The organism is Pseudomonas marginalis (assembly GCF_900105325.1).
In the GTDB taxonomy this organism is placed as follows: Bacteria; Pseudomonadota; Gammaproteobacteria; order Pseudomonadales; family Pseudomonadaceae; genus Aquipseudomonas; species Aquipseudomonas marginalis.
In genome coordinates this window covers 3077728-3100311 of the sequence record NZ_FNSU01000003.1, presented here as the reverse complement: position 1 = coordinate 3100311, position 22584 = coordinate 3077728, and the positions used below count along the sequence as shown (strand labels likewise).

The following is a 22584-nucleotide window of genomic DNA, read 5'->3' as shown; positions in this document are numbered from 1 at the left end:
CAAATGGCAAGTGGCTATTTCTGTGAGCCTACATGGGGCCAGTGTGGGAGGGGGCTTGCTCCCGATGCAGTGTGTCAGTCGATGCATTCATCACTGATACCCCGTCATCGGGAGCAAGCCCCCTCCCACAAAAGCCATTCCACAAAGGGCGTTATTCGGCGTTACACAAAGCCAGGCAGTTATCCAGCATGCGGTTCGAGAAGCCCCACTCGTTGTCATACCAGGCCAGCACTTTCAGCAACTTGCCGCTGACCTTGGTGTGGTTGGCATCGAAGATCGACGACAGCGGGTTATGGTTGAAGTCACTGGAGACCAGCGGCAGGGTGTTATAGCCGAGGATCTTCGAGTGTTGGCTGGCTTCCTTGAGCAGTGCGTTGACTTCGTCGGCAGTGGCGTCTTTCTTCAACTGCACGGTGAGGTCCACCAGCGACACGTTGATCACCGGTACACGCACGGCCATGCCGGTCAGCTTGCCTGCCAGCTCCGGCAGCACCAGGCCCACCGCTTCGGCGGCGCCGGTCTTGCTTGGGATCATGTTCTGGGTGGCCGAACGCGCGCGGTACGGGTCGGTGTGGTAGACGTCGGTCAGGTTCTGGTCGTTGGTATAGGCATGAATCGTGGTCATCAAGCCGCTTTCGATACCCAATTCGCGGTGCAGCACCTGGGCGACCGGCGCCAGGCAGTTGGTGGTGCACGACGCGTTGGAGATGATCTGGTGGGATTGACGCAGGATGTCGTGGTTCACGCCGTAGACCACGGTCGCGTCCGCGCCTTTGGCCGGGGCGGAGATGATCACCTTGCGTGCACCAGCGGTAATATGGGCGGCAGCCTTGTCACGGTCGGTGAACAGACCGGTGCATTCGAACACCACGTCGACCTTGTGCGCCGCCCACGGCAGGTCGGCCGGGTTGCGAATGGCACTGACGGCAATCCGGTCACCATTGACGGTCAGGCTTTCCTGATCGTGGGCGACCTCTGCATCGAAAGTGCCGTGCACGGTGTCGTATTTGAGCAGGTGGGCATTGATCGAGCTGTCGCCCAAATCATTGATGGCGACGATCTGCAAATCCTGGCGATAGCCTTGGGTATACAGTGCGCGCAGGACATTACGGCCGATACGGCCAAAACCATTGATTGCGATACGAAGAGTCATTGGAAAGTGCCTGTCGTCGATTTGTTGTAAGAATTACAAGATTATTCGCATAAAAATAGAAAACAAGCCTTTTTAGTGGCAATATTTTGTTCAATCTACAACGAGTGACCTGAATCAACTGGTCCGATGATCCAAACGACTCTCTGCCATCCCATGAGCTGCGGGCGTTTGATCAGCATAGACACTCAGGTCGCCACATCCGTTAGCCTGGAGTTCTACACATGCATCCCCGCGTCCTTGAGGTCACCGAACGGCTTATCGCCCGCAGCCGCGCCACTCGTGAGGCTTACCTTGCGCTCATTCGCGGCGCAGCCAGCGACGGTCCGATGCGCGGCAAGCTGCAATGCGCCAACTTCGCCCATGGCGTGGCCGGTTGCGGCACCGAAGATAAAAACAGCCTGCGCATGATGAACGCCGCCAACGTGGCAATTGTTTCGTCATATAACGACATGCTCTCGGCGCACCAGCCGTACGAACATTTCCCGGAACAAATAAAGAAAGCCCTACGCGAAGTCGGCTCGGTCGGCCAGTTCGCCGGCGGCACCCCGGCCATGTGCGACGGCGTGACCCAGGGCGAGCCCGGCATGGAACTGAGCCTGCTCAGCCGTGAAGTCATCGCCATGTCCACGGCGGTAGCGCTGTCCCACAACATGTTCGACGCGGCGCTGATGCTGGGCATCTGCGACAAGATCGTGCCCGGCCTGATGATGGGCGCGCTGCGCTACGGCCATCTGCCGATGATTTTCGTACCGGGCGGGCCGATGCCGTCGGGCATCTCCAACAAGCAGAAGGCCGATGTGCGCCAGCGCTACGCCGAAGGCAAGGCCACTCGCGAAGAGCTGCTGGAATCGGAGATGAAGTCCTACCACAGCCCCGGCACCTGCACCTTCTACGGCACCGCCAACACCAATCAACTGCTGATGGAAGTGATGGGCCTGCATTTGCCGGGTGCCTCGTTCGTCAACCCGTACACGCCGCTGCGTGACGCCCTGACCCGCGAAGCCGCGCACCAGGTCACGCGCTTGACCAAGGCCAACGGCAACTTCACGCCGATCGGCGAGATCGTCGATGAGAAATCCATCGTCAACGCCATCGTTGCGCTCAACGCGACGGGCGGTTCCACCAACCACACCCTGCACATGCCGGCCATCGCCATGTCGGCGGGCATCATCCTCACCTGGGACGACATGGCCGACCTCTCCGAGGTGGTGCCGACCCTGTCCCACGTGTATCCAAACGGCAAGGCCGACATCAACCACTTCCAGGCAGCGGGCGGCATGTCGTTCCTGATCCGCGAGCTGCTTGAAGCCGGCCTGCTTCACGACGACGTCAACACCGTGGCCGGCAAGGGCCTGAGCCGTTATGTCCAGGAACCATTCCTGGTCGACGGCGAGCTGGTATGGCGCGATGGCCCGATCGAAAGCCTCGACGAAACCATCCTGCGCCCGGTGGCGCGCGCGTTCTCGCCGGAAGGCGGCCTGCGTGTGATGGAAGGCAATCTCGGCCGCGGAGTCATGAAAGTCTCTGCCGTAGCGCCTGAGCATCAGATCGTCGAAGCGCCGGCGGTGGTGTTCCAGGACCAGCAGGACCTGGCTGATGCGTTCAAGGCCGGCCAGTTGGAAAAGGATTTTGTCGCCGTGATGCGCTTCCAGGGCCCGCGCTCCAACGGCATGCCGGAACTGCACAAGATGACGCCGTTCCTCGGCGTGCTGCAGGACCGTGGTTTCAAGGTCGCACTGGTGACAGACGGGCGTATGTCCGGCGCGTCGGGTAAGATCCCCGCCGCGATTCACGTCAACCCCGAAGCCCAGAGCGGCGGGCCACTGGCACGGGTCAAAGATGGCGATATCATTCGCGTGGATGGCGTGAAGGGCACCTTGGAGCTTAAGGTGGACGCCGAAGAATTTGCAGCGCGCACGCCTGCCACGGGCCTGTTGGGCAATAACGTGGGGGCCGGTCGCGAGCTGTTTGCATTTATGCGCTTGGCCGCAAGCTCCGCAGAGCAGGGCGCCAGCGCCTTTACCTGTGCCTTGGAGACGCTTAAGTGAAGCTAGCGCTGGTCGGTGACATCGGGGGTACCAACGCCCGTTTTGCGTTGTGGCGAGATCAGGCACTGCATTCGATCCGGGTGCATGCCACGGCTGATCACCAAAGCCCTGAGGATGCGATCAAGGTCTACCTCAAGGAAGAAGGCCTGCAAATCGGCGACATCGGTGCGGTGTGCCTGTCGGTCGCCGGGCCGGTGAGCGGGGATGAATTTAAATTCACCAACAATCACTGGCGCTTGAGCAAGACTGCGTTTTGCCAGGCCTTGCAGGTGGATGAGCTGCTGCTGGTCAATGACTTCTCGGCCATGGCCCTGGGCATGACGCGTCTTAAACCCGACGAATTCCGCGTGGTCTGCCCTGGCACGCCGGAACCGTTGCGCCCGGCGGTGGTGATCGGTCCGGGCACCGGCCTGGGTGTCGGTACCCTGCTGGACCTCGGTGCAGGTCGTTACGCGGCGTTACCGGGGGAGGGCGGCCACGTCGACCTGCCCCTGAGCAGCCCGCGGGAAACCCAGCTGTGGCAGCATATCTACACCGAGATCGGCCACGTCAGCGCCGAAACCGCCTTGAGCGGTGGCGGTCTGCCGCGGCTGTACCGGGCGATTTGTGCGGTCGATGGCCACACACCGGTGCTCGACACCCCTGAAGCCATCACGGCGGCGGGCCTGGCGGGCGATCCGGTGGCCATGGAAGTGTTGGATCAATTCAGCATCTGGCTGGGCCGGGTAGCCGGCAACAATGTGCTGACCACTGGTGGGCGCGGTGGTGTGTATATCGTGGGTGGGGTGATTCCGCGGTTTGCCGACTTCTTCATCAACAGCGGTTTTGCCAGGAGCTTCAGTGACAAAGGCTGCATGAGCGACTACTTCAAGGGCATCCCGGTGTGGCTGGTGACTGCGCCGTATTCCGGGTTGACCGGGGCTGGCGTCGCATTGGAACAGGCGTTTGCCTGACCCGCACCACCTATAACAACAAGGAGGACCCCGTGAGCGTAATCAGTAAATCGATTCTCCTCGTCGACGACGACCAGGAAATCCGCGAATTGCTGCAGACCTACCTCAGTCGCGCCGGTTTCCAGGTGCGTGGCGTGCCGGATGGCGCGGGGTTCCGCCAGGCGATGAACGAGGCGCCATGCGACTTGGTCATCCTCGATGTGATGCTGCCGGACGAAGACGGTTTCAGCCTCTGCCGCTGGATTCGCCAGCACCCGCGCCAGGCGCAGGTGCCGATCATCATGCTCACCGCCAGTTCCGACGAAGCCGACCGCGTGATCGGCCTGGAACTGGGGGCCGACGACTATATCGGCAAGCCGTTCAGCCCCCGCGAGTTGCAGGCGCGGATCAAGGCCTTGCTGCGCCGCTGCCAGTTCGGCCAGGAGCGCAGCGGCAATGGCGATGTGCTGGTGTTCGACGAATGGCGCCTGGACATGATCAGTCATCGGCTGTTCCACGTGGATGGCGAAGAGGTGATCCTCTCCGGTGCCGACTTTGCCCTGCTCAAGCTGTTTCTCGATCACCCGCAGCAGATTCTCGACCGCGACACCATCGGCAACGCCACCCGTGGCCGCGACCTGATGCCGCTGGACCGGATCGTCGACATGGCTGTCAGCCGCCTGCGTCAACGCCTGCGCGACACCGAAAAACCCCCGAGGCTGATCCGCACCGTGCGCGGCAGCGGTTATCAACTGGCAGCCAGCGTGGTTGCCGGCAATGCCCACTGAGCCGCTGAGCGAACGCCGCCGGCGCTTCCCGGTACCGCGCTCCCTGCTGGGGCGCATGTTGCTGCTGACCTTGCTCGCGGTGCTGTTCGCCCAGGCGCTGTCCAGCGTGATCTGGGTCTCGCAGTTGCGCGCCACCCAGCTCGAAGGCCTGGTCACCAGCGCCCGTAGCCTCGCGCACTCGATGACCGCCAGCGTGAGTTATTTCCGTTCGTTGCCGGTGGCCTATCGGCCGTTGGTCCTTGACCAGTTGCGCAGCATGGGTGGTACCCGTTTTGTCGTGACCCTCAATGATCGGCCACTCGACATGCAAGTGTTGCCGCAAACCCCGCGCAAGCAGGCGGTGCTGGTGGCCGTGGATGAAGTCCTGCGCCAGACCCTGGGCGCCGACGTGCCTATCTCGGTGGAGTTCGTCAGCGCCGAAGACCTGCGCATCTTCAACGCCGGGTTGAAACTGGATGAGTTGCCGCGCTCCTGGGCCCATTACGCGCTGACCCTGGAACCCGTCAACCCGCCGGTATTGGTGACCCAGATCGAACTCGCCCCCGGCGAATGGCTGTACATCGCTTCGCTGTTGCCCGAGCCCTACACCAGCCTGGAAGAACAGGGCCTGCCGTCCCAGCAGGTGTGGTTTATCGTGCTGACCAGCGGCTTTTTGCTGCTGTTCATCGGCCTGCTGGTGCACTGGCAAAGCCGGCCGCTCAAGCGCCTGGCGCGGGCGGCGCGTGACATGTCCCTGGGCGCCGATGTGGAACCGGTAGCCGAAGGCGGCGGCAGTGAAGTGGTGGAAGTGGGCCGCGCGTTCAATGCGATGCGCGAACGCATCAGCCGTTACCTCACGGAGCGCAGCCAATTGTTCAGCGCGATTTCCCACGACCTGCGCACACCGATTACCCGCCTGCGCCTGCGCGTGGAATTGCTCGAAGACGAGAACCTGCAAACCAAGTTCGGCCGTGACCTGGATGAGTTGGAGTTGCTGGTCAAGGGCGCGCTGCAATGTGTAAAAGACACCGATATCCACGAGAACATCCAGCCAGTCGACCTCAACCATGTGCTCGAATGCCTGGTGGAGCCTTATGTGGCGCCCAACGGCAACGGCCGGGTCACCCTGGACGGCGCAGCAGTGGCGGCGTACCCGGGCAAGCCGCTGGCGCTCAAGCGCTGCATCGGCAACCTGATCGACAATGCCTTGAAGTACGGGCAGAACGCCCATTTGCGTATTGAGGACGATGGCGCGGAGTTCATCCTGCACGTCGACGACGAAGGCCCTGGCGTGCCGGAACAGCGTTTGGAACAGGTCTTCGAACCGCATTTTCGCCTGGCCGGTCAGCAGCAGGGTTACGGTTTGGGCTTGGGTATTGCGCGCAATATTGCCCATAGCCATGGCGGTGAAGTGAGTTTGCAGAATTTGCGTGAGGGGGGCTTGCGGGTCACCCTGCAACTGCCCCGGACCCTGGACTGAAAAACACCATTGGACAAATAGGGGAGGGGGCAAGCCTCTTCCCACATTTTGATCGTCTGTGTGTCAGACGCTTTGGCGCAGTCGTGCCAAATCCCTCAGCGGCGGTGCCCCAAACAACCGGCTGTACTCCCGGCTGAACTGCGACGGGCTTTCATACCCCACCCGATACCCCGCCGCCGACGCTTCCAGCCCTTCGGCAATCATCAGTCGACGTGCTTCCTGCAAACGCAGCTGCTTCTGGTACTGCAGCGGGCTCATGGCCGTAATCGCCTTGAAACGGTGATGCAGGGTCGAGACGCTGAGGTTCACTTCCTTGGCCAGGTCATCGATGCGCAGCGGTTGTTCGTAGTTGCCATTGAGCCACTTGATCGCCTGGCTGACGCGATGGCTCTGGCTGTTGGCCACTGCAATTTCATACAGGCGATAACCCTGGGGACCTCGCAGCAGGCGGTAGAGGATTTCACGGTTGATCAGCGGCGCCAGCATGGCAATGTCTTTGGGCGTATCCAGCAGGCGCGCCAGGCGCAGCACGGCGTCGAGCAACTGGGGGTCGATGCGGTCCACATACATCCCGCGCGATGTCGGGCGCGTGGGCACGCCCATGGGGCCGGCCTCGGCGATCAAGGCGGTGAGCTGCGCCGGGTCGATATTGATGCGCACTGACAGGTTCGGATCTTCCGGCGTGGCATCGATGATTCGCCCGGCCACCGGCATCGCCACCGAGAACACCAGGTAATTGAGCGGGTCGTAGGCAAAGATTTCGTCGGCCAGGCGCACTTCCTTGCTGCCGTTGGCGAGGATGCACAACGCCGGCTCCACCAGTACCGGCATGAAGTCACGCGGCGTGTTGTGGCGGTTCAGGAACAGTGACGTAATCGCCGTGCCATAGGAGCCGTCTTCCCAGGTATGACGATGCACGATGCTCGCCAGCTCGGCGCGCTGTTTTTCCGTCTCGGCGTCGAGGGGCATGGACTGATGTTCGGGCGACGGCATAAGGCGTCCTCTGCATGCTTTTTTGATGGGCTCAGCTTAGCGGCGGCTTTTCAAACAGTGTTAGGTCGATTCTGCACAATCCTTGCCTGATCCTGCGACGTGTCGTGAATCAGGCAAGTTCTCGGGCTGTCATGTCCCTGAAACAAGGCGTTTGCCTGTGGAATCGAACCGGCGGTCCCTACGTCCTCTCTACGCTTCTCGCAGGATTGTGCAATAAGCCAGCAGGAATTGACTAACCGCGCCCGCACCCGCGCCGTTATCTTTGATCCTGTGGCAACACACCCTCACAGTGCTTGCCGAGCATCACTTCTCAACGGGAGAGTCGAACATGTCCACCCCCATTCCCGCGAGCCATATGGCCTTTATCCGCGCCCGCACCGGGTGCAGCACCGAACTGGGTGCACGCTTGAGCAGTTTGATCGAACCGGGCCGTCAGGCTCAGGGTTGCCTGCAATTTTCGTTGCAGCATTCCCAGGTCGATCCCGATGTCTGGTTGATCTCGGGTTTCTGGAGCAGCGAGCAGGCGATGAGCGCCTACTTCAACTCGCCGGCCCTGATGATCTTCACCGAGCTGTTGAACGACATGGTCGTGCGCAGCATGGACTTCCAGACCTTCACCGATGCCTCTGCCGCCAATGCCTACGGCGAGTACCTGCAACTGGCCGGTTAATGGTTAGAATGGCCAACTTTTCCATTGGCCAGGACCTGCAACATGGCACGTAAACAATTTGCCCACCACGAAGCCGTATCCGCCGTAGTACCAGGTGAAGGGGGCTACAGCGCCGCCGTCGCCGTCAAGGCGCTGGATGGCATGGGCGCACCGCAGTTTCACAAGATCCTGGATGGACAGACCTTCAAGACCGCCTCCGACGCCGATGATGCAGCCACCGTGCAGCTCGAGCGGCTGATCGATGTGGATGAAGAGGGTCAACTGACCTGGGCGAGCGCCGCGAGCTGAACAACGCCGACCCTCTAATGTGGGAGGGGGCTTGCTCCCGATAGCAGTGTGTCAGTCAACAACGATGTTGGATGTGCCATTGCCATCGGGGGCAAGCCCTAATGCCAGTCAGTTAAGCGTACATCGCCTCCTGTAGGAGCGAGCTTGCTCGCGAAAAACGTCAACGATAACGCGTGCTTCCTGAATGAACGCGGCGCCTGTGAGTTTTTCGCGAGCAAGCTCGCTCCTACAAAAAGCCTTAACTGACTGGCATTAGGGCAAGCCCCCTCCCACTTTTTTGGTGTATTTCAGTCAGGGTTTGCTGGCGCCTGGGCGATACATCTTGAACAACGCCTCCGGGCCCAACTGGAAGTAATCCGCCGGGCCACCGCCACGCAAGATCGGCTCCGCGGCTGCGGTGTCGTACACCCCATCCTTGAGCAGCCACTTGGCAATGTGCACCGCGACCACCTCGCCCAGCACCAGCCAGCTTGGCACCAACTGCTGGTCGGCGCGTTGCAGCTGGATGATCTGCGTCACCTTGCACTCGAACGACACCGGGCTCTCGCCCACTCGCGGCACGCCGACGATTTTCGACGCCACCGGTGTCAGGCCGGACAACTCGAACTCATTCACCTCCGGCGAGACGGCCGCGCAGCTCTGGTTCATCTGCTCGGCCAGCGGGCGGGTGGCCAGGTTCCACACAAACTCGCCGGTCTGTTCGATGTTGTTCAGGCTGTCTTTGCGCCCGACGCTGGAAAACCCAATGATCGGCGGAATGTAGTTGAACGCATTGAAGAAACTGTAGGGCGCCAGGTTCAGGCGGCCGTTGCTGTCGTGAGATGAAATCCAGCCAATCGGCCGTGGCCCGACAATGGCATTGAACGGGTCATGTGGCAGGCCATGGCCGTTGGCCGGTTCGTAGAAGTGGATAGCGTCAGACATGGCCGGGTTCCTGCTGCGGGGTTCTGGGAGGCCGTCATAGTGCAATCCACGGCGACGAATTTCCATCGGCCCTATGGAATTTTCATTCAGCGGCCACCTATTTTTCACAGCGGCCCGTTCAGTCTGCGCCCAAGGTCGATACCCCCTATAAGACTGAGCCTCGGAGCCTTCTACCGCATGAATAAACTTCCTCAGATCACCCTGGCGTTCTGGGTCATGAAAATCTGCGCAACCACCCTGGGCGAAACCGCCGGGGACTTGTTGTCGATGACCCTGAACGTCGGTTACGCCATCAGCTCGATGATCCTCATCAGCGTGTTCCTGGTCACTCTGGTGACACAACTCTGGTCGAAAACCTACAACCCGGTGCTGTACTGGATCGTGATCCTGTCCACCAGCACCGCCGGCACCACCATGTCGGATTTCATGGACCGCACTCTGGGCCTGGGCTATGCCACCGGGTCGATGATCCTGATCGTGATCCTGATGATCATCTTTGCGATGTGGCATCTCAGTGGTGACTCGCTGAACGTGAACAAGGTGCAGACTTTCCGAGGCGAGCTGTTCTACTGGATGGCGATCCTGTTCTCCAACACCCTGGGCACTGCGTTGGGCGACTTCCTGGCGGACGATTCGGGGCTCGGCTTTGCCGGTGGCGCCTTGTTGATTGGTTCGACCATCGCCGCGGTGCTGGCGCTCAAGTACTTCACCCAAATCTCGTCGGTGCTGTTGTTCTGGGTGGCGTTTGTACTGACCCGGCCGTTTGGTGCAACCCTGGGCGACTTCCTGACCAAGCCCCATGAAAAGGGCGGGTTGGATTTCGGCACCATTGGATCATCGGCGGTATTGGCGGCGGTGCTGGTGGTGATGATTGCCGGGGCGTCGTATGCACAGCGGCGGCATGGCCGGAGCCCGGTAGCAGAGGTGTCCTGATTCAACAGGTGGGAGCGGGCAAGCCCGCTCCCACATTTGTTACTGCATCCAACCGTTAGTCCGTGGTAATCCGCGAATGCTTGCGTGTGTCCTTCATGGTCACATAGACCACCAGCGACACCGCAATACACGCAGTCACATACCAGTAGTAACCGGTTTCCATCCCGATGCTCTTGAACCACAGCGCGATGTATTCAGCGGTACCGCCGAAGATCGACACGGTCAGTGCATAGGGCAGGCCTACGCCCAGGGCGCGGATTTCGGTTGGGAACAGTTCAGCCTTGACCACGGCGTTGATCGAGGTGTAGCCGCTGACGATGATCAGCGCGGCCATGATCAGGAAGAACGCGCCCCACCAGGTCTGGATAGTATGCAGGGTGGTGAGGATCGGTACGGTGAACAGGGTGCCGAGGATGCCGAAGGCGATCAGGATCGGCCGACGCCCGACTTTGTCCGACAGCCCACCGACGATCGGTTGCAGGCACATGAACAGGAACAGCGTTGCCGCCGAAATCGTGGTGGAATCGGAAATGCTCATGCCGACGGTGTTCACCAGGTACTTCTGCATGTAGGTGGTGTAGGTGTAGAAGGCCAGGGTGCCGCCCATGGTCAGGCCGACCACGGTCATCAGTTCCTTGGGGTGGCGCATCAAGGTGCGCATGGCGCTTTCCTTGGCTTTTTCCTTCTTGGTGAACGACTCGGTTTCTTCCATGCCGCGACGCAGGTACAGCGCGACCACTGCGCACAGGGCGCCGATGGCGAATGGGATACGCCAGCCCCAGTCGTACAGTTGCTCGGTGGTGAGCACTTGTTGCAACACGATCAGTACTGCCAGGGCGATAAGCTGGCCGGAGATCAGGGTCACGTACTGGAAGCTGGAGAAGAAACCGCGACGTTCCTTGGTGGCCATTTCACTCAGGTAGGTGGCCGAGGTGCCGTATTCGCCACCGACCGACAAGCCTTGCAGCAGGCGGGCGAACACCAGCAGGATCGGTGCGCCGACGCCGATGGTTTCGTAACCGGGGCTCAGGGCGATGATCAACGAGCCGAAGCACATCAGCAGGACCGACGCCATCAGTGCTGCTTTGCGACCCGCACGGTCGGCGTACAGGCCCATCAGCCAGCCACCGATCGGACGCATCAGGAAGCCCACGGCGAAGATCGCGGCGGTGTTGAGCAATTGGGCGGTGGTATCGCCTTTCGGGAAGAAGGCTTTGGCGAAGTACAGCGAGAACGCGGCGTAGACGTACCAGTCGTACCACTCGACCATGTTGCCGACCGATCCGCTGAAGATCGATTTGATGCGGCTGGTGGTGGTGCGTTCTTTGGCCGGCGCGGCCGCCGACCCCTGGGGCAAGGTGTTGGAGTTATCCATTGAAGGATCCTTCATCTAGTTGTTTTTATGGAGCGGCGCGAGCGCAGCCTGGCTGGGGCTATAGCAGGAGCTGTGCCAGGTAGATGAAGGCCCGGTCTAGAAGGGGCTCGGGTTTATTTTGAGCGGAAAGTCGCTGATGCTTTTTAGGGGGATGAGCGGAAATTCGCTCATTCATCTTTCAGGAACATGTCCCTGGCCAACCCATGGCGCTGCATCTTTTCGTTGAAGGTGCGCCGTGGCAGCTGCAACTCCGCCAGCACCGCCTTGATATCACCTTTATGCCGGGTCAATGCGGCCTTCAGGCAATGGGCCTCGAACGCCTCCTGCTGCGCGGCCAGCGATTGCCCGGCTTCGATGCCTTCCGGTTCCGGTTCGCCAAGGCCCAGCACCTGGCGTTCGGCGACGTTGGCCAGTTCGCGCACATTGCCCGGCCAGTCATGGCTGAGCAGGCGCCCCAGTTGCGCGCCGCTCAGCGGTTCCACGCTGCGACCCAGGCGCTCGGCGGCGCTTTGGGCAAAGTGATCGAACAGCAGCGGGATGTCTTCGCGGCGCTCGCGCAGAGGCGGCAGGCGCAGTTGTGCAACGTTCAGCCGATAGGCCAGGTCTTCGCGAAAGCGCCCGGCGCGGGCTTCTTCCAGCAGGTCCGGCTTGGTGGCGGCAATGATGCGTAAATCCACATGAATGCTTTGATTGGAGCCCAGGCGTTCCAGCTTCTGATCCTGCAATACCCGTAACAGCTTCACTTGCTGGGCCAGGGGCATGCTTTCGATTTCATCGAGGAACAGCGTACCGCCATGGGCGTACTCCAGTTTGCCGATGCGCTTGCCCTGGGCACCGGTGAAGGCGCCGCTTTCGTGGCCGAACAGTTCGGCCTCGAACAGTTGCTCGGGAATCGCCGCGCAATTGAGCGCCACAAACGGTTTTTTCGCGCGTGGGCCGAAGTCATGCAGGCAGCGGGCGACCAGCTCCTTGCCGCTGCCGGTCTCGCCACGGATCAGCACGTTGACCGGCAAGGTCGCCAGGTCGAGTACCTGCCGGCGCAGGTTCTGCAAGCCCCGGGACACGCCGAGCAGGCTCGACTCCAACTGTGCCCGATGATCGGCCTGTTGGTGCAGGCGGCGGTTTTCCAGGATCAGCCCGCGCTTGTCCAACGCGCGGCGCAGGCTGTTGAGCAAGGCATCGGGGCTGAAGGGTTTTTCCAGAAAGTCGTAGGCGCCGTCGCGCATGGCTTCGACGGCCATCGGTACATCGCCATGCCCGGTCAGCAGGATGACGGGCAGGTCGGCGTCACGGCGTTGCACTTCGGCCAGCAGCTCCAGGCCGCTGAGCCCGGGCATGCGCACGTCGCTCAGGATCACCCCGGGAAAGTCCTTGGGCAGTTGCGCCAGGCAGGCTTCGGCGCGGCTGAACAACTGCACCTCGAACCCCGACAAGCTCAGCCATTGCTCGACGGCCGTACGAATGCTGGCTTCGTCATCGACCACAATCACCGCGTTCAACATAAGTCGGGTGTCTCCAGCGCGATAGGCAAGGTCAGGGTAAATACCGCGCCGTCGCCACGGTTACTGGCGCTCAGGCGTCCGCCCAATTCGTGCACGATAGCGTAGGAAACCGCCAGGCCCAAGCCGAGCCCGTCGCCCACCGGCTTGGTGGTGAAGAACGGGTCGAACACGCTGTTGAGGTGCTCTTCGGCAATCCCGCCGCCGCTGTCGCTGACCGTGAGTTGCCACAGTTGCTGATCGGCGTGCAGGCGGATTTCCAGGCGCTTGCGGGGTTTGTCGGCCATGGCGTCGAGGGCGTTGCGCAGCAGGTTGATCAGCACCTGTTCGAGGCGGATCGCATCGCCGCGTACCCAGGCGGGGCGGGTCAGGTCGAGCACGGTGCCGATGGCTTCATCACGCAGGCGCGCGTCGAGCAGGTGCAGGGACTGGTCGACCACGGTGGCCAGGTCGAGGCGTTCGCGCAGGCCGCTGGGGCTTTTGCGCGCAAAGGTCTTGAGATGGCCTGTGAGGGCGGCCATGCGTGTGAGCATATCGTCCAGCGGGGTCAGGGCCTTGTAGGCGTCGTCCACCCGACCGTGGTCCAGCAGCAACCGCAGGGTCGCCAACTGCATGCGCTGGGCGGTCAGCGGCTGATTGATCTCATGGGCGAGGGCGGCGGACATCTGCCCCAGCGCCGCTAACTTCGCCGATTGCACCAGGCCATCCTGGGCAGTGCGCAGGGCCTGGGTGCGCTCTTCCACAAGCTGTTCGAGTTCTTCGCGGCTGCGCTGGCGCAAACGGGCCAGGCGCCAGCGTTGGCTGAGGAACAGCACCAGGAACACCAGCGCCAGCCAGGAGCCGGCGGCGGCAAGGCCGGCGTTGCGCTGGTCCTCAAAGGCGAACTGGGGTTTGCGCAACAGGTGCAGGGTCCAGCCCTCGGCTTTCAGCGGCAGGGACTCCCAGATGTAATTGGCGTTGCCTTCGGGGCCGTTGACGCGCATCAGGTGGCTGTTTTCGTCGAAGCGTTGCAACGTCTGGGTGTCCAGCGGCTGCAGTTGTTTCTTGTCGTATTGGCGGGTGGCCTTGAGTTCGACCAGGTCGCTGGCCGACAACGGGTGCAGGTTGCGATAACGCCAGCCCGGTTGGTTGGCGATAAACACGATGCCGCGCGCGTCGCTGACCAGCAACAGGTCATCACCCTGGGCCCATTCGCGCTCCAGCTCAGGGAATTCCAGTTTCACCACCATGGCGCCAAGGAACTGCTCGTGTTCATCCAGCACGGCGCTGGAGAGGAAATACCCCGGGATCCCGGTGGTCACGCCGACTGCGTAAAAGCGCCCGGTGCCCTGGCTCTTGGTCTGGCTGAAATACGGCCGAAACCCGTAGTTGTGCCCGACATAACTGCTCGGCAAGTTCCAGTTGCTGGCGGCCACGGCCAGGCCTGTGCGGTCCATCAGTTCCAGGGTGGAGGACTGCGCCGCACCGTTGATGCGTTCGAGCTTGCGGTTGAGCAGGTCCTGGGTGCCGGCGTCCAACGGGCCTTTGAGCGCGTTGATCATCTCCGAGTCCAGCGCCAGCACGGCGGGCAGGGCGCGGTAGCGTTCGATCAGGGTGTGCAGGGAATTGGCGTACAGCGCCAGTTGCTGGTTGGCGCGTGCCGCATCGTCCACCAACGCCTGGCGTTCGGCATGGCGTGTGGCCAAGGCAGCGGCCAGCAACGCACCGGCGATGATCAGCAGGGAATAGCAGGTCAGGCGCAGGGGACGAGGGATCACGATCATACGGTGATGGGCAGGCACGGTAAGGGGAGTGCACCATAGCATGAGCGGCTTGGGTCTTGTGGTGAGGGGCTGTCGTGGCTGAAGGGGAGAGTGGGTTTATTGTGGTGAGCGGGGCAAGCCCGCTCACCACAATAAACCCGCTTGCCATAGGTGAATCAGCAGGCAATAAAAAAGCGACCGGGCCATGGGCCGCAGTCGCCTTTATCCTTGCGGGAAAGTGCTTACTGCACTTCTACCGCCAGGCTTTCACTGATCTTTTTCTGCCAGATGGCCGGACCGGTGATGTGGACGGATTCGCCCTTGCTGTCCACCGCAACGGTGACCGGCATGTCTTTCACGTCGAACTCGTAGATCGCTTCCATACCCAGTTCGGCGAAGGCAACCACACGCGACTTCTTGATGGCTTGGGCCACCAGGTAAGCAGCGCCGCCCACGGCCATCAGGTACACGGCCTTGTGGTCCTTGATCGCTTCGATCGCGGTAGGGCCACGCTCGGATTTGCCGATCATGCCCAGCAGGCCGGTTTGCTCGAGGATCTGACGGGTGAACTTGTCCATCCGCGTCGCGGTGGTCGGGCCAGCCGGGCCAACCACTTCTTCGCGCACCGGATCAACCGGGCCGACGTAGTAGATAAAGCGACCCTTGAGGTCCACCGGCAGGTTTTCGCCCTTGTTCAGCATCTCGACCATGCGCTTGTGCGCGGCGTCGCGACCGGTGAGCATCTTGCCGTTGAGCAGCACGGTTTCGCCCGGCTTCCAGCTCTGCACTTCTTCCGGGGTCAGGGTGTCGAGGTTGACGCGACGGGCCGATGGACCGGCTTCCCAGACGATTTCCGGGTAGGCGTCCAGCGGTGGCGCTTCCAGCGACGCCGGGCCCGAACCGTCGAGCACGAAGTGCGCGTGACGGGTGGCGGCGCAGTTGGGGATCATGCACACCGGCAGCGAAGCGGCGTGGGTCGGGTAGTCCATGATCTTCACGTCGAGCACGGTGGTCAGGCCACCCAGGCCCTGGGCGCCGATGCCCAGTTGGTTGACCTTCTCGAACAGCTCCAGGCGCATTTCTTCGATACGGTTTTGCGGGCCGCGCTTTTTCAGCTCGTGGATGTCGATGGATTCCATCAACACTTCCTTGGCCATCACCGCGGCTTTTTCGGCGGTGCCGCCGATGCCGATGCCGAGCATGCCCGGTGGGCACCAGCCGGCGCCCATGGTCGGAACGGTCTTGAGCACCCAGTCGACGATCGAGTCGGACGGGTTGAGCATGGCCATTTTCGACTTGTTCTCGGAACCGCCGCCCTTGGCCGCCACATCCACTTCCACGGTGTTACCCGGGACGATGGAGTAGTGGATCACGGCCGGGGTGTTGTCCTTGGTGTTCTTGCGTGCGCCGGCCGGGTCGGCCAGGATCGATGCGCGCAGGACGTTTTCCGGCAGGTTGTAGGCGCGACGCACGCCTTCGTTGATCATGTCGTCCAGGCCCATGGTGGCGCCATCCCAACGTACGTCCATGCCCACGCGCACGAACACGGTGACGATACCGGTGTCCTGGCAGATCGGGCGATGGCCGGTGGCGCACATGCGCGAGTTGATCAGGATCTGCGCGATGGAGTCACGGGCTGCCGGCGATTCTTCGCGCAGGTAGGCCTCGTGCATCGCCTGGATGAAATCAACGGGGTGGTAGTAGGAAATGAATTGCAGGGCGTCGGCAACGCTCTGAATCAGGTCGTCTTGCTTGATCACGGTCATGAGTCGCGCTCCTCTATAAGGGAACATTCAATAAAGGTGGGCTCAGTGGGGTGCATCGGTCGGCTGAGTCCACCTTTCCAAGGCACGCCAAGTGGTGCAGGCGCGACGCTAAAAAGGCGCGGCAGTATAACCCGGCACGGTGGCCGATACACCCGACTATGGTCAAACTGTCGCAGGCATGATTCCCTGTGCGCACCCCTTGTGATTGAGTCCTTCCATGCCTGAACTGTACGTCGGCGAACGCCATTGGTCGGTAGCCACCGGCAGCAACCTGCTGGATGCCTTGAGCCAGGCGGGTGTGGCCGTGCCCTACAGTTGCCGTGCCGGCAGTTGCCATGCGTGCCTGGTGCGGTGCCAGGGCGAGGTCGAGGACCGTCAGCCCGCTGCCTTGAGCCCGGCACAACGCCAGGAGGGCTGGCGCCTGGCGTGCCAGTGCCAGGTGATCGGCGATCTGCAGGTCGAGGCGTTCGACCCGCTGCGGGACGGCCTGCCGGCCCAGGTGGTGGGGGCCGATTGGTTGAATGCCTCGGTGCTGCGCCTGCGGCTGCAACCGGAGCGTGGACTGCGGTATCGCGCCGGGCAGCACCTGGTGTTGTGGGCCGGGCAGGTGGCACGGCCTTATTCCCTGGCCAGCCTGCCTCAGGAGGATGCATTCCTGGAGTTTCATATCGATTGCCGCCAGCCCGGCGCATTCAGCGATGCCGCGCGAGCCTTGTCGGTGGGTGATCGCCTGCGCCTGGGAGAATTGCGTGGCGGCGCGCTGCAATACGATCCCGACTGGCAATCCCGGCCGCTGTGGCTGCTGGCTTCCGGTACCGGCCTGGGGCCGCTGTGGGGTGTGCTGCGCGAGGCGTTGCGCCAGGATCACCAGGGCGCCATCCGTATGATTCACCTGGCCCATGATGCCGACGGTCATTACCTGGCCGGACCCCTGGCCGAACTGGCTGCGCATCATCCGAACCTGACGTTGGAGCTGTGGACTGCGGCCGAGTCGGCCCAGGCATTGGCGCAACTGCGGCTTGTTTCCCGGCAAACCCTGGCCTTACTCTGCGGGCATCCTGTCAGCGTCGAGGCCTTCTCCAAGCGCCTGTTCCTGGCGGGACTGCCGCGCAATCAACTGCTGGCCGATGTGTTCCTGCCCCGTGGTTGAGTGCTGAATTCCACTGCCGTGAGACTCGCCATGACCGACGCCATCCTGCTGCAACGCGAGCGCGGGCTGCTGACTCTGCAGCTCAATCGCCCGGACAAGAAAAACGCCCTGACCCGAGCCATGTACAGCCAATTGGCCGAGGCGTTGGAGCAGGCCGATGCGGACCCGCAGGTCAATGCCGTGCTGATCCAGGGCAGCAGCGAGTGTTTTACTGCCGGCAACGATATAGGCGATTTTCTCGAGCAACCGCCCGGTGACCTCGACAGCCCACCATTTCACTTTATGAAAAGCCTGCTCAACTGCCGCAAGCCGGTGATCGCAGCCGTAGCGGGTGCGGCGGTGGGGATCGGCACGACCCTGCTGCTGCATTGCGACCTGGTGTACATCAGCCGCGATGCCCGGTTGCGCATGCCGTTCGTCAATTTGGGGCTGTGTCCGGAGTTTGGGTCGAGCCTGATCCTCCCGCGTTTACTGGGGCACGCGAAGGCGGCTGAACTGCTGTTGCTGGGTGAGGGCTTCAGCGGCGAACAAGCGGCCGCGTGGGGGATTGCCACCGAAGCGTTGGGCAGTGGCGAAGCGGCATTGGCCAAGGCGCGGGAAATGGCCGAGCGCTTTGAAACCCTGGCGCCGGGAGCGGTGCAGGTCTGCAAGCAGTTGATGAAGAGCGTGGACCGTGAGCAGTTGCGGCAAGTGATCGAGGAAGAGGGGGCGTTGTTTGTGCAGCGCTTGAAGTCGCCGGAAGCGATTGCGGCGTTGTCGGGGTTTATGGACAGGCGCTAACCCCATGTGGGTGCGACGATTCGACATGCTCCCTGCCACACGGAAAGCAAAAAGCCCCGCCATTCACATGGCAGGGCTTTTGTTTTTCAGCCTGTCACTCAGACCATTGGGTCGCCAACGTGCAGGATCTTCATGCCGTTGGTGCCGCCGATGGTGTGGTAGCTGTCGCCTTTGGTCAGGATGACCCAGTCGCCTTTCTCCACTACGCCGCGCTTGATCAGCTCGTCGATGGCCGCCTGGCTGACTTCATGGGGCGGCAACGACGCCGGGTCGAACGGTACGGTGTACACGCCACGGAACAGGGCCGCACGGGCCTGGGTTTCGCGGTGCGGGGAGAACGCGTAGATCGGCACCGAAGAACGGATACGCGACATGATCAATGGCGTATAGCCACTTTCGGTCAAGGCAATGATCGCTTTCACGCCCGGGAAGTGGTTGGCGGTGTACATGGCGGCCAGGGCAATGCTCTGGTCGCAGCTTTCGAACACTTTGCCGATGCGGTGGCTGGAGGTCTTGCTGGTCGGGTGCTTTTCGGCACCGACGCAGATACGCGCCATGGCCTGCACGGCTTCCAGTGGGTACGGGCCGGCGGCACTTTCGGCCGAGAGCATCACGGCGTCGGTGTAGTCGAGCACGGCGTTGGCCACGTCGGACACTTCGGCGCGGGTCGGCATCGGGTTCTGGATCATCGACTCCATCATCTGGGTCGCGACGATCACCGCTTTGTTGTGGCGGCGTGCGTGCAGGATGATCTTCTTCTGGATACCGATCAGTTCGGCGTCACCGATTTCCACACCCAGGTCGCCACGGGCAACCATCACCGCGTCGGACGCCTTGATCAGGCCGTCGAGGGTTTCATCATCGGCTACGGCTTCGGCGCGCTCGATCTTCGCCACCAGCCAGGCGGTACCGCCGGCTTCGTCGCGCAGTTTACGGGCGTATTCCATGTCGGCAGCGTCGCGCGGGAAGGATACGGCGAGGTAGTCCACTTCCATTTCAGCGGCGAGCTTGATGTCGGCCTTGTCTTTTTCAGTCAGGGCTGGGGCGGTCAAGCCACCGCCGCGACGGTTGATGCCTTTGTGATCGGACAGCGGACCGCCGATGATCACGGTGCAATTCAGTTCGGTCGGGGTCGCGGTGTCAACGCGCATCACCACGCGACCGTCGTCCAGCAGCAGCTCGTCACCGACGCCGCAATCCTTGACCAGGTCCGGGTAGTCGATACCCACGACGTCCTGGGTGCCTTCGGTCAGCGGGTGGCTGGTGGAGAAGGTGAATTTGTCACCGATCTTCAGCTCGATACGCTTGTTGGCGAATTTGGCGATACGGATTTTCGGGCCTTGCAGGTCACCCAGCAGTGCGACGAAGCGGCCATGTTTGGCGGCCAGGTCACGCACCAGCTTGGCGCGAGCCTTGTGCTCGTCCGGGGTGCCGTGGGAGAAGTTCAGACGGGCAACGTCCAAACCAGCCAGAATCAGCTGTTCGAGGACTTCCGGCGAGTTGCTTGCCGGGCCAAGGGTGGCGACGATTTTGGTACGACGGACGGACATGCACAGACTCCTGAGTTCAAGCGCTGAGGAAGGCTACTATGCTCTTTGGTTGTAGTCATTGTTCGTTTGCACTACTTATCGACGATTCGCTTGTTTTCGCGCCGGTTGAATAGATGAACATCCTTGAAGATTTTTGACGAGGGGTCGATACACTGCACAAGACAGGAGAACCTTCATGCGAATTTTGCTCATTGCTGCCCTTGCCGTCAGTGTTGTCGGCTGCACCCGTTGGTCGATGGACCACCATTTGAACAATGCCTACCGTGCATACAAGGTCGGGGATTGCGAGCGCGTCACCTTGGAGCTATCCCAGGTCGACCGCGAGAGCCGTACACGGCGTTATGTACAACCGGAAGTTTCGATGTTGCGCGGGCAATGCCTGGAACGCCAGAAACTGTTCGTCGACGCCGTGCAAACCTATCAATTCATCATTAACCAGTACCCGTCGAGCGAGTACGCCTACCGTGCCCGCGCGAGGCTGGATACCTTGCAGCAACTGGGCCATTACCCCGGTGCGAGCGTGGCACAGCCGCGCCCCGCCTCTTTGTAATGGCATTCGTCATTTAATAACTGGCCCGTTGCCAGTCTTGGGCTATTCTTTCAACGTTCGTTTGTACAAGTTTCTATTCGAACGGATGCAGGGCCCGGATTCGGCAGCTGTCGAGTGACAAAATGTTGTCCGTTGTCACACCGAGATCCAGGGAGAGCGAGCAATTGCGCTCGTTCCGAATCACTGGCACGGCCAGAGTCATGGCCACTGGATGGCGATCTCACCATGTTTACCGACCGACGGATCGAGCGGCATCAACTACCGTATTTCCTGCAAGTGTTTAACCGTGTCACCGACAAACCCATAGGTTTTTTGGGTAACGTCTCTGACGACGGGCTGATGTTGGTCAGCCAGTTACCCATGATGGTCGATGTGGACTTCGAGTTGCGCTTGAAGATACCCGGGGCTGACGACACGTTCCATGTCATTGACATCACCGCGACCTGCCTGTGGAGCCATGAAGATATCAACCCGCAGCACTATGATTCCGGGTTCAGCGTGCTTGAAGCCCCCGAGGAATATGGGCAACTGATCAACGTGCTGTTGCAGTACTTCAGTTTTGATTCCTTGGAGGCTTCGGCCTAGAAGCGGCGCGCTGTCGACGCGGCCGGGGTGCTGCTGTCCCTGCCGCAGTCGTGCGCTTTTTTAGAATACTCCGGCTTTCTTCCAACCCAGGTAGCGTGTCACCAGGGCCGCGCCCATTTCTGATGGCAACGTATCCAACGCCGACAGGCCGTGGGCGTTCATGCGGTCATGCAATTCATCCCGAGTATTGAGGTAGTCGACAGTGCCGCTGTAGGCCAGGGCTTCGGGCAAGGTTTGTACGGGGGATTGGCGCAGTCGATCGAGTACTTCCTCACGCATACTCGCCACCAGCACCCGATGTTGACGACTGATGCGCTTGACGGCGGAGAGCAGGGCTTCGTCGTCCTCATCCCGCAGGTTGCTGACAATAATGACCAATGCCCGACGTTTCTGCCGGGCCAGCAGTTGGCTGGCCGCTGCCTGGTAGTCGGCGGTTCGGCGGCTGGTGTCCAGGTCATAGACCGTATTGAGCAACAGATTCAATTGGCTGCTGCCCTTGACCGGTGCCAGGTAGCGTGGCTGGTCAGTGGCAAAGGTGCACAACCCCACCGCATCGCCCTGGCGCAGGGCCACATAACTGAGCAGCAGGCAGGCATTGAGGGCGTGGTCGAAATGGGACAGCTCGTCATCCTGGCTGCGCATGCGTCGGCCGCAATCGAGCATGAACACGATCTGCTGGTCGCGCTCGTCCTGATACTCCCGGGCGATGGGGGTACGTTGCCGAGCGGTCGCTTTCCAATCGATTTGTCGCAGGCTGTCGCCCTCACGAAACTCGCGCAGCTGATGAAACTCCAGTCCCAATCCTCGTCGTTGCCGTTGACGTACCCCCAGTTGGCTCAGCCAGTTATCCACACCCAGCAGTTGTGCCCCGTACAGGCGGGCGAAGTCCGGATAGACGCGGGTGGCATCCTCGGTTTCGATAAAGCGCCGTGCAGACCAGAGCCCCAAGGGACTGGGCAGGTGGATTTCGCAGCGACTGAACGCGAAATGCCCACGCCGCAAGGGGCGCAGACGATAACCCAGCTCACTGCGTTCACCAGGGTGCAGTTCGATGGACTGGGGCAGGTTTTCCACGCCCAGCCCGTCGGGGACGTGATCGAACACCTGCACTGTCAGCGCCTGTGGGTAGTCATGTTCCAGGGACAGGCGGACTTCGCCCCAGCGCCCCAGCGCCAGGCTGCCGGGCATCTGCCGGTGCACGCGTGGTGAGGGTCGGCGGCGCAGTCGCAGTGCGTCGAGCATGGCCAGCAGCAACAGCGCCAGGAGCAAGCCCCATGTTATTGAGTGCAAGGTCTCGGGTACCTTGAACTGCAAGGCGGCCGCAGCGCCCAGCAGGATACTCAAGCCCAGCAGTACGCTGAGCCAGGCTAATAACAGACGGGTCGGTTTCATGGACGGG

At 61.6% G+C, this 22584-nt stretch carries 20 protein-coding genes; 11 read left to right on the top strand and 9 right to left on the bottom strand.

Going from position 1 to position 22584, the window contains the following annotated elements:
- Positions 1-151 precede the first annotated feature (151 nt).
- Positions 152-1153 (bottom strand): type I glyceraldehyde-3-phosphate dehydrogenase, encoded by a 1002-nt coding sequence (gene gap, locus BLW22_RS23590; protein ID WP_065925864.1) that lies wholly within the window; start codon positions 1151-1153, stop codon positions 152-154.
- Positions 1154-1374: 221 nt separating this feature from the next.
- Between gap and edd the strand changes: the two genes are divergently transcribed.
- From edd to BLW22_RS23570, 4 genes are read left to right on the top strand one after another with little or no spacing between them, the layout of a single operon-like run.
- A complete protein-coding gene (gene edd / locus BLW22_RS23585; RefSeq protein WP_027605498.1) occupies positions 1375-3201 on the top strand; it encodes a phosphogluconate dehydratase in 1827 nt (608 codons plus the stop codon).
- Positions 3198-4154 (top strand): glucokinase, encoded by a 957-nt coding sequence (locus BLW22_RS23580; RefSeq protein WP_065925865.1) that lies wholly within the window; start codon positions 3198-3200, stop codon positions 4152-4154. The genes edd and BLW22_RS23580 overlap by 4 nt, the downstream gene beginning before the upstream one ends.
- 32 nt (positions 4155-4186) lie before the next feature.
- On the top strand, positions 4187-4921 hold the full coding sequence (locus BLW22_RS23575; RefSeq protein WP_024077192.1) for a response regulator: 735 nt from the start codon (positions 4187-4189) through the stop codon (positions 4919-4921).
- Positions 4911-6380, top strand: a complete 1470-nt coding sequence (locus BLW22_RS23570) for an ATP-binding protein (protein WP_027605500.1) — start codon at positions 4911-4913, stop codon at positions 6378-6380. The genes BLW22_RS23575 and BLW22_RS23570 overlap by 11 nt, the downstream gene beginning before the upstream one ends.
- A 63-nt stretch (positions 6381-6443) precedes the next feature.
- Here BLW22_RS23570 and BLW22_RS23565 read toward each other — a convergent pair whose 3' ends face one another.
- Entirely contained in the window at positions 6444-7373 is a 930-nt protein-coding gene (locus tag BLW22_RS23565; RefSeq protein WP_027605501.1) for an AraC family transcriptional regulator, read from the bottom strand.
- Between the two features lie 328 nt (positions 7374-7701).
- Between BLW22_RS23565 and BLW22_RS23560 the strand changes: the two genes are divergently transcribed.
- Both BLW22_RS23560 and BLW22_RS23555 read left to right on the top strand, forming a co-directional pair.
- Entirely contained in the window at positions 7702-8043 is a 342-nt protein-coding gene (locus BLW22_RS23560; RefSeq protein ID WP_065925866.1) for an antibiotic biosynthesis monooxygenase family protein, read from the top strand.
- A 42-nt stretch (positions 8044-8085) separates the two neighbouring features.
- On the top strand, positions 8086-8331 hold the full coding sequence (locus BLW22_RS23555) for a hypothetical protein (protein ID WP_053135736.1): 246 nt from the start codon (positions 8086-8088) through the stop codon (positions 8329-8331).
- A gap of 291 nt (positions 8332-8622) precedes the next feature.
- Here the strand turns inward: BLW22_RS23555 and BLW22_RS23550 are convergent, their stop codons facing one another.
- On the bottom strand, positions 8623-9255 hold the full coding sequence (locus BLW22_RS23550; RefSeq protein ID WP_065925867.1) for a flavin reductase family protein: 633 nt from the start codon (positions 9253-9255) through the stop codon (positions 8623-8625).
- Positions 9256-9432: 177 nt separating this feature from the next.
- Between BLW22_RS23550 and BLW22_RS23545 the strand changes: the two genes are divergently transcribed.
- Complete coding sequence (locus tag BLW22_RS23545) at positions 9433-10188, top strand: COG4705 family protein (RefSeq protein ID WP_065925868.1); 756 nt, start codon at positions 9433-9435, stop codon at positions 10186-10188.
- Positions 10189-10243: 55 nt separating this feature from the next.
- Here the strand turns inward: BLW22_RS23545 and BLW22_RS23540 are convergent, their stop codons facing one another.
- From BLW22_RS23540 to BLW22_RS23525, 4 genes are all read right to left on the bottom strand, one after another.
- Positions 10244-11563 carry an MFS transporter gene (locus BLW22_RS23540; protein WP_074847552.1) on the bottom strand — a complete coding sequence of 440 codons (1320 nt, stop codon included), beginning with the start codon at positions 11561-11563 and terminating at the stop codon, positions 10244-10246.
- A 167-nt stretch (positions 11564-11730) separates the two neighbouring features.
- Positions 11731-13065, bottom strand: coding sequence for a sigma-54-dependent transcriptional regulator (locus BLW22_RS23535; RefSeq protein WP_065925870.1), 1335 nt, complete (start codon positions 13063-13065; stop codon positions 11731-11733).
- Complete coding sequence (locus tag BLW22_RS23530; protein WP_074847551.1) at positions 13059-14825, bottom strand: ATP-binding protein; 1767 nt, start codon at positions 14823-14825, stop codon at positions 13059-13061. Before BLW22_RS23530 ends, BLW22_RS23535 begins: the two co-directional genes overlap by 7 nt.
- 221 nt (positions 14826-15046) lie before the next feature.
- On the bottom strand, positions 15047-16570 hold the full coding sequence (locus BLW22_RS23525; RefSeq protein WP_065925872.1) for a fumarate hydratase: 1524 nt from the start codon (positions 16568-16570) through the stop codon (positions 15047-15049).
- A gap of 217 nt (positions 16571-16787) precedes the next feature.
- Here BLW22_RS23525 and BLW22_RS23520 point away from each other — a divergent pair, with 217 nt between their 5' ends.
- Together BLW22_RS23520 and BLW22_RS23515 are read left to right on the top strand one after the other, a co-directional pair.
- Positions 16788-17720, top strand: a complete 933-nt coding sequence (locus tag BLW22_RS23520) for an iron-sulfur-binding ferredoxin reductase (protein ID WP_074847550.1) — start codon at positions 16788-16790, stop codon at positions 17718-17720.
- A gap of 30 nt (positions 17721-17750) precedes the next feature.
- Entirely contained in the window at positions 17751-18500 is a 750-nt protein-coding gene (locus BLW22_RS23515; RefSeq protein WP_065925874.1) for an enoyl-CoA hydratase-related protein, read from the top strand.
- 98 nt (positions 18501-18598) lie between these two features.
- Here BLW22_RS23515 and pyk read toward each other — a convergent pair whose 3' ends face one another.
- Positions 18599-20050, bottom strand: coding sequence for a pyruvate kinase (pyk, locus tag BLW22_RS23510; protein ID WP_065939184.1), 1452 nt, complete (start codon positions 20048-20050; stop codon positions 18599-18601).
- Between the two features lie 175 nt (positions 20051-20225).
- Here pyk and BLW22_RS23505 point away from each other — a divergent pair, with 175 nt between their 5' ends.
- Both BLW22_RS23505 and BLW22_RS23500 read left to right on the top strand, forming a co-directional pair.
- The gene (locus BLW22_RS23505) at positions 20226-20600 is read left to right on the top strand and encodes a tol-pal system YbgF family protein (protein WP_025854787.1); all 375 of its coding nucleotides are present in this window, start codon (positions 20226-20228) and stop codon (positions 20598-20600) included.
- Positions 20601-20825: 225 nt separating this feature from the next.
- Positions 20826-21185 carry a PilZ domain-containing protein gene (locus BLW22_RS23500; protein WP_065925875.1) on the top strand — a complete coding sequence of 120 codons (360 nt, stop codon included), beginning with the start codon at positions 20826-20828 and terminating at the stop codon, positions 21183-21185.
- A 60-nt stretch (positions 21186-21245) separates the two neighbouring features.
- Here the strand turns inward: BLW22_RS23500 and BLW22_RS23495 are convergent, their stop codons facing one another.
- Positions 21246-22577, bottom strand: a complete 1332-nt coding sequence (locus BLW22_RS23495; protein WP_074847549.1) for a DUF58 domain-containing protein — start codon at positions 22575-22577, stop codon at positions 21246-21248.
- Positions 22578-22584: the final 7 nt, after the last annotated feature.

Coding starts and splice junctions, on each gene's coding strand:
- gap (WP_065925864.1), bottom strand. CDS start 1,153: ATGACTCTTCGTATCGCAATCAATGGTTTTGGCCGTATCGGCCGTAAT.
- edd (WP_027605498.1), top strand. CDS start 1,375: ATGCATCCCCGCGTCCTTGAGGTCACCGAACGGCTTATCGCCCGCAGC.
- BLW22_RS23570 (WP_027605500.1), top strand. CDS start 4,911: ATGCCCACTGAGCCGCTGAGCGAACGCCGCCGGCGCTTCCCGGTACCG.
- BLW22_RS23565 (WP_027605501.1), bottom strand. CDS start 7,373: ATGCCGTCGCCCGAACATCAGTCCATGCCCCTCGACGCCGAGACGGAA.
- BLW22_RS23560 (WP_065925866.1), top strand. CDS start 7,702: ATGTCCACCCCCATTCCCGCGAGCCATATGGCCTTTATCCGCGCCCGC.
- BLW22_RS23555 (WP_053135736.1), top strand. CDS start 8,086: ATGGCACGTAAACAATTTGCCCACCACGAAGCCGTATCCGCCGTAGTA.
- BLW22_RS23550 (WP_065925867.1), bottom strand. CDS start 9,255: ATGTCTGACGCTATCCACTTCTACGAACCGGCCAACGGCCATGGCCTG.
- BLW22_RS23545 (WP_065925868.1), top strand. CDS start 9,433: ATGAATAAACTTCCTCAGATCACCCTGGCGTTCTGGGTCATGAAAATC.
- BLW22_RS23540 (WP_074847552.1), bottom strand. CDS start 11,563: ATGGATAACTCCAACACCTTGCCCCAGGGGTCGGCGGCCGCGCCGGCC.
- BLW22_RS23535 (WP_065925870.1), bottom strand. CDS start 13,065: ATGTTGAACGCGGTGATTGTGGTCGATGACGAAGCCAGCATTCGTACG.
- BLW22_RS23530 (WP_074847551.1), bottom strand. CDS start 14,825: ATGATCGTGATCCCTCGTCCCCTGCGCCTGACCTGCTATTCCCTGCTG.
- BLW22_RS23525 (WP_065925872.1), bottom strand. CDS start 16,570: ATGACCGTGATCAAGCAAGACGACCTGATTCAGAGCGTTGCCGACGCC.
- BLW22_RS23520 (WP_074847550.1), top strand. CDS start 16,788: ATGCCTGAACTGTACGTCGGCGAACGCCATTGGTCGGTAGCCACCGGC.
- BLW22_RS23515 (WP_065925874.1), top strand. CDS start 17,751: ATGACCGACGCCATCCTGCTGCAACGCGAGCGCGGGCTGCTGACTCTG.
- pyk (WP_065939184.1), bottom strand. CDS start 20,050: ATGTCCGTCCGTCGTACCAAAATCGTCGCCACCCTTGGCCCGGCAAGC.
- BLW22_RS23505 (WP_025854787.1), top strand. CDS start 20,226: ATGCGAATTTTGCTCATTGCTGCCCTTGCCGTCAGTGTTGTCGGCTGC.
- BLW22_RS23500 (WP_065925875.1), top strand. CDS start 20,826: ATGTTTACCGACCGACGGATCGAGCGGCATCAACTACCGTATTTCCTG.
- BLW22_RS23495 (WP_074847549.1), bottom strand. CDS start 22,577: ATGAAACCGACCCGTCTGTTATTAGCCTGGCTCAGCGTACTGCTGGGC.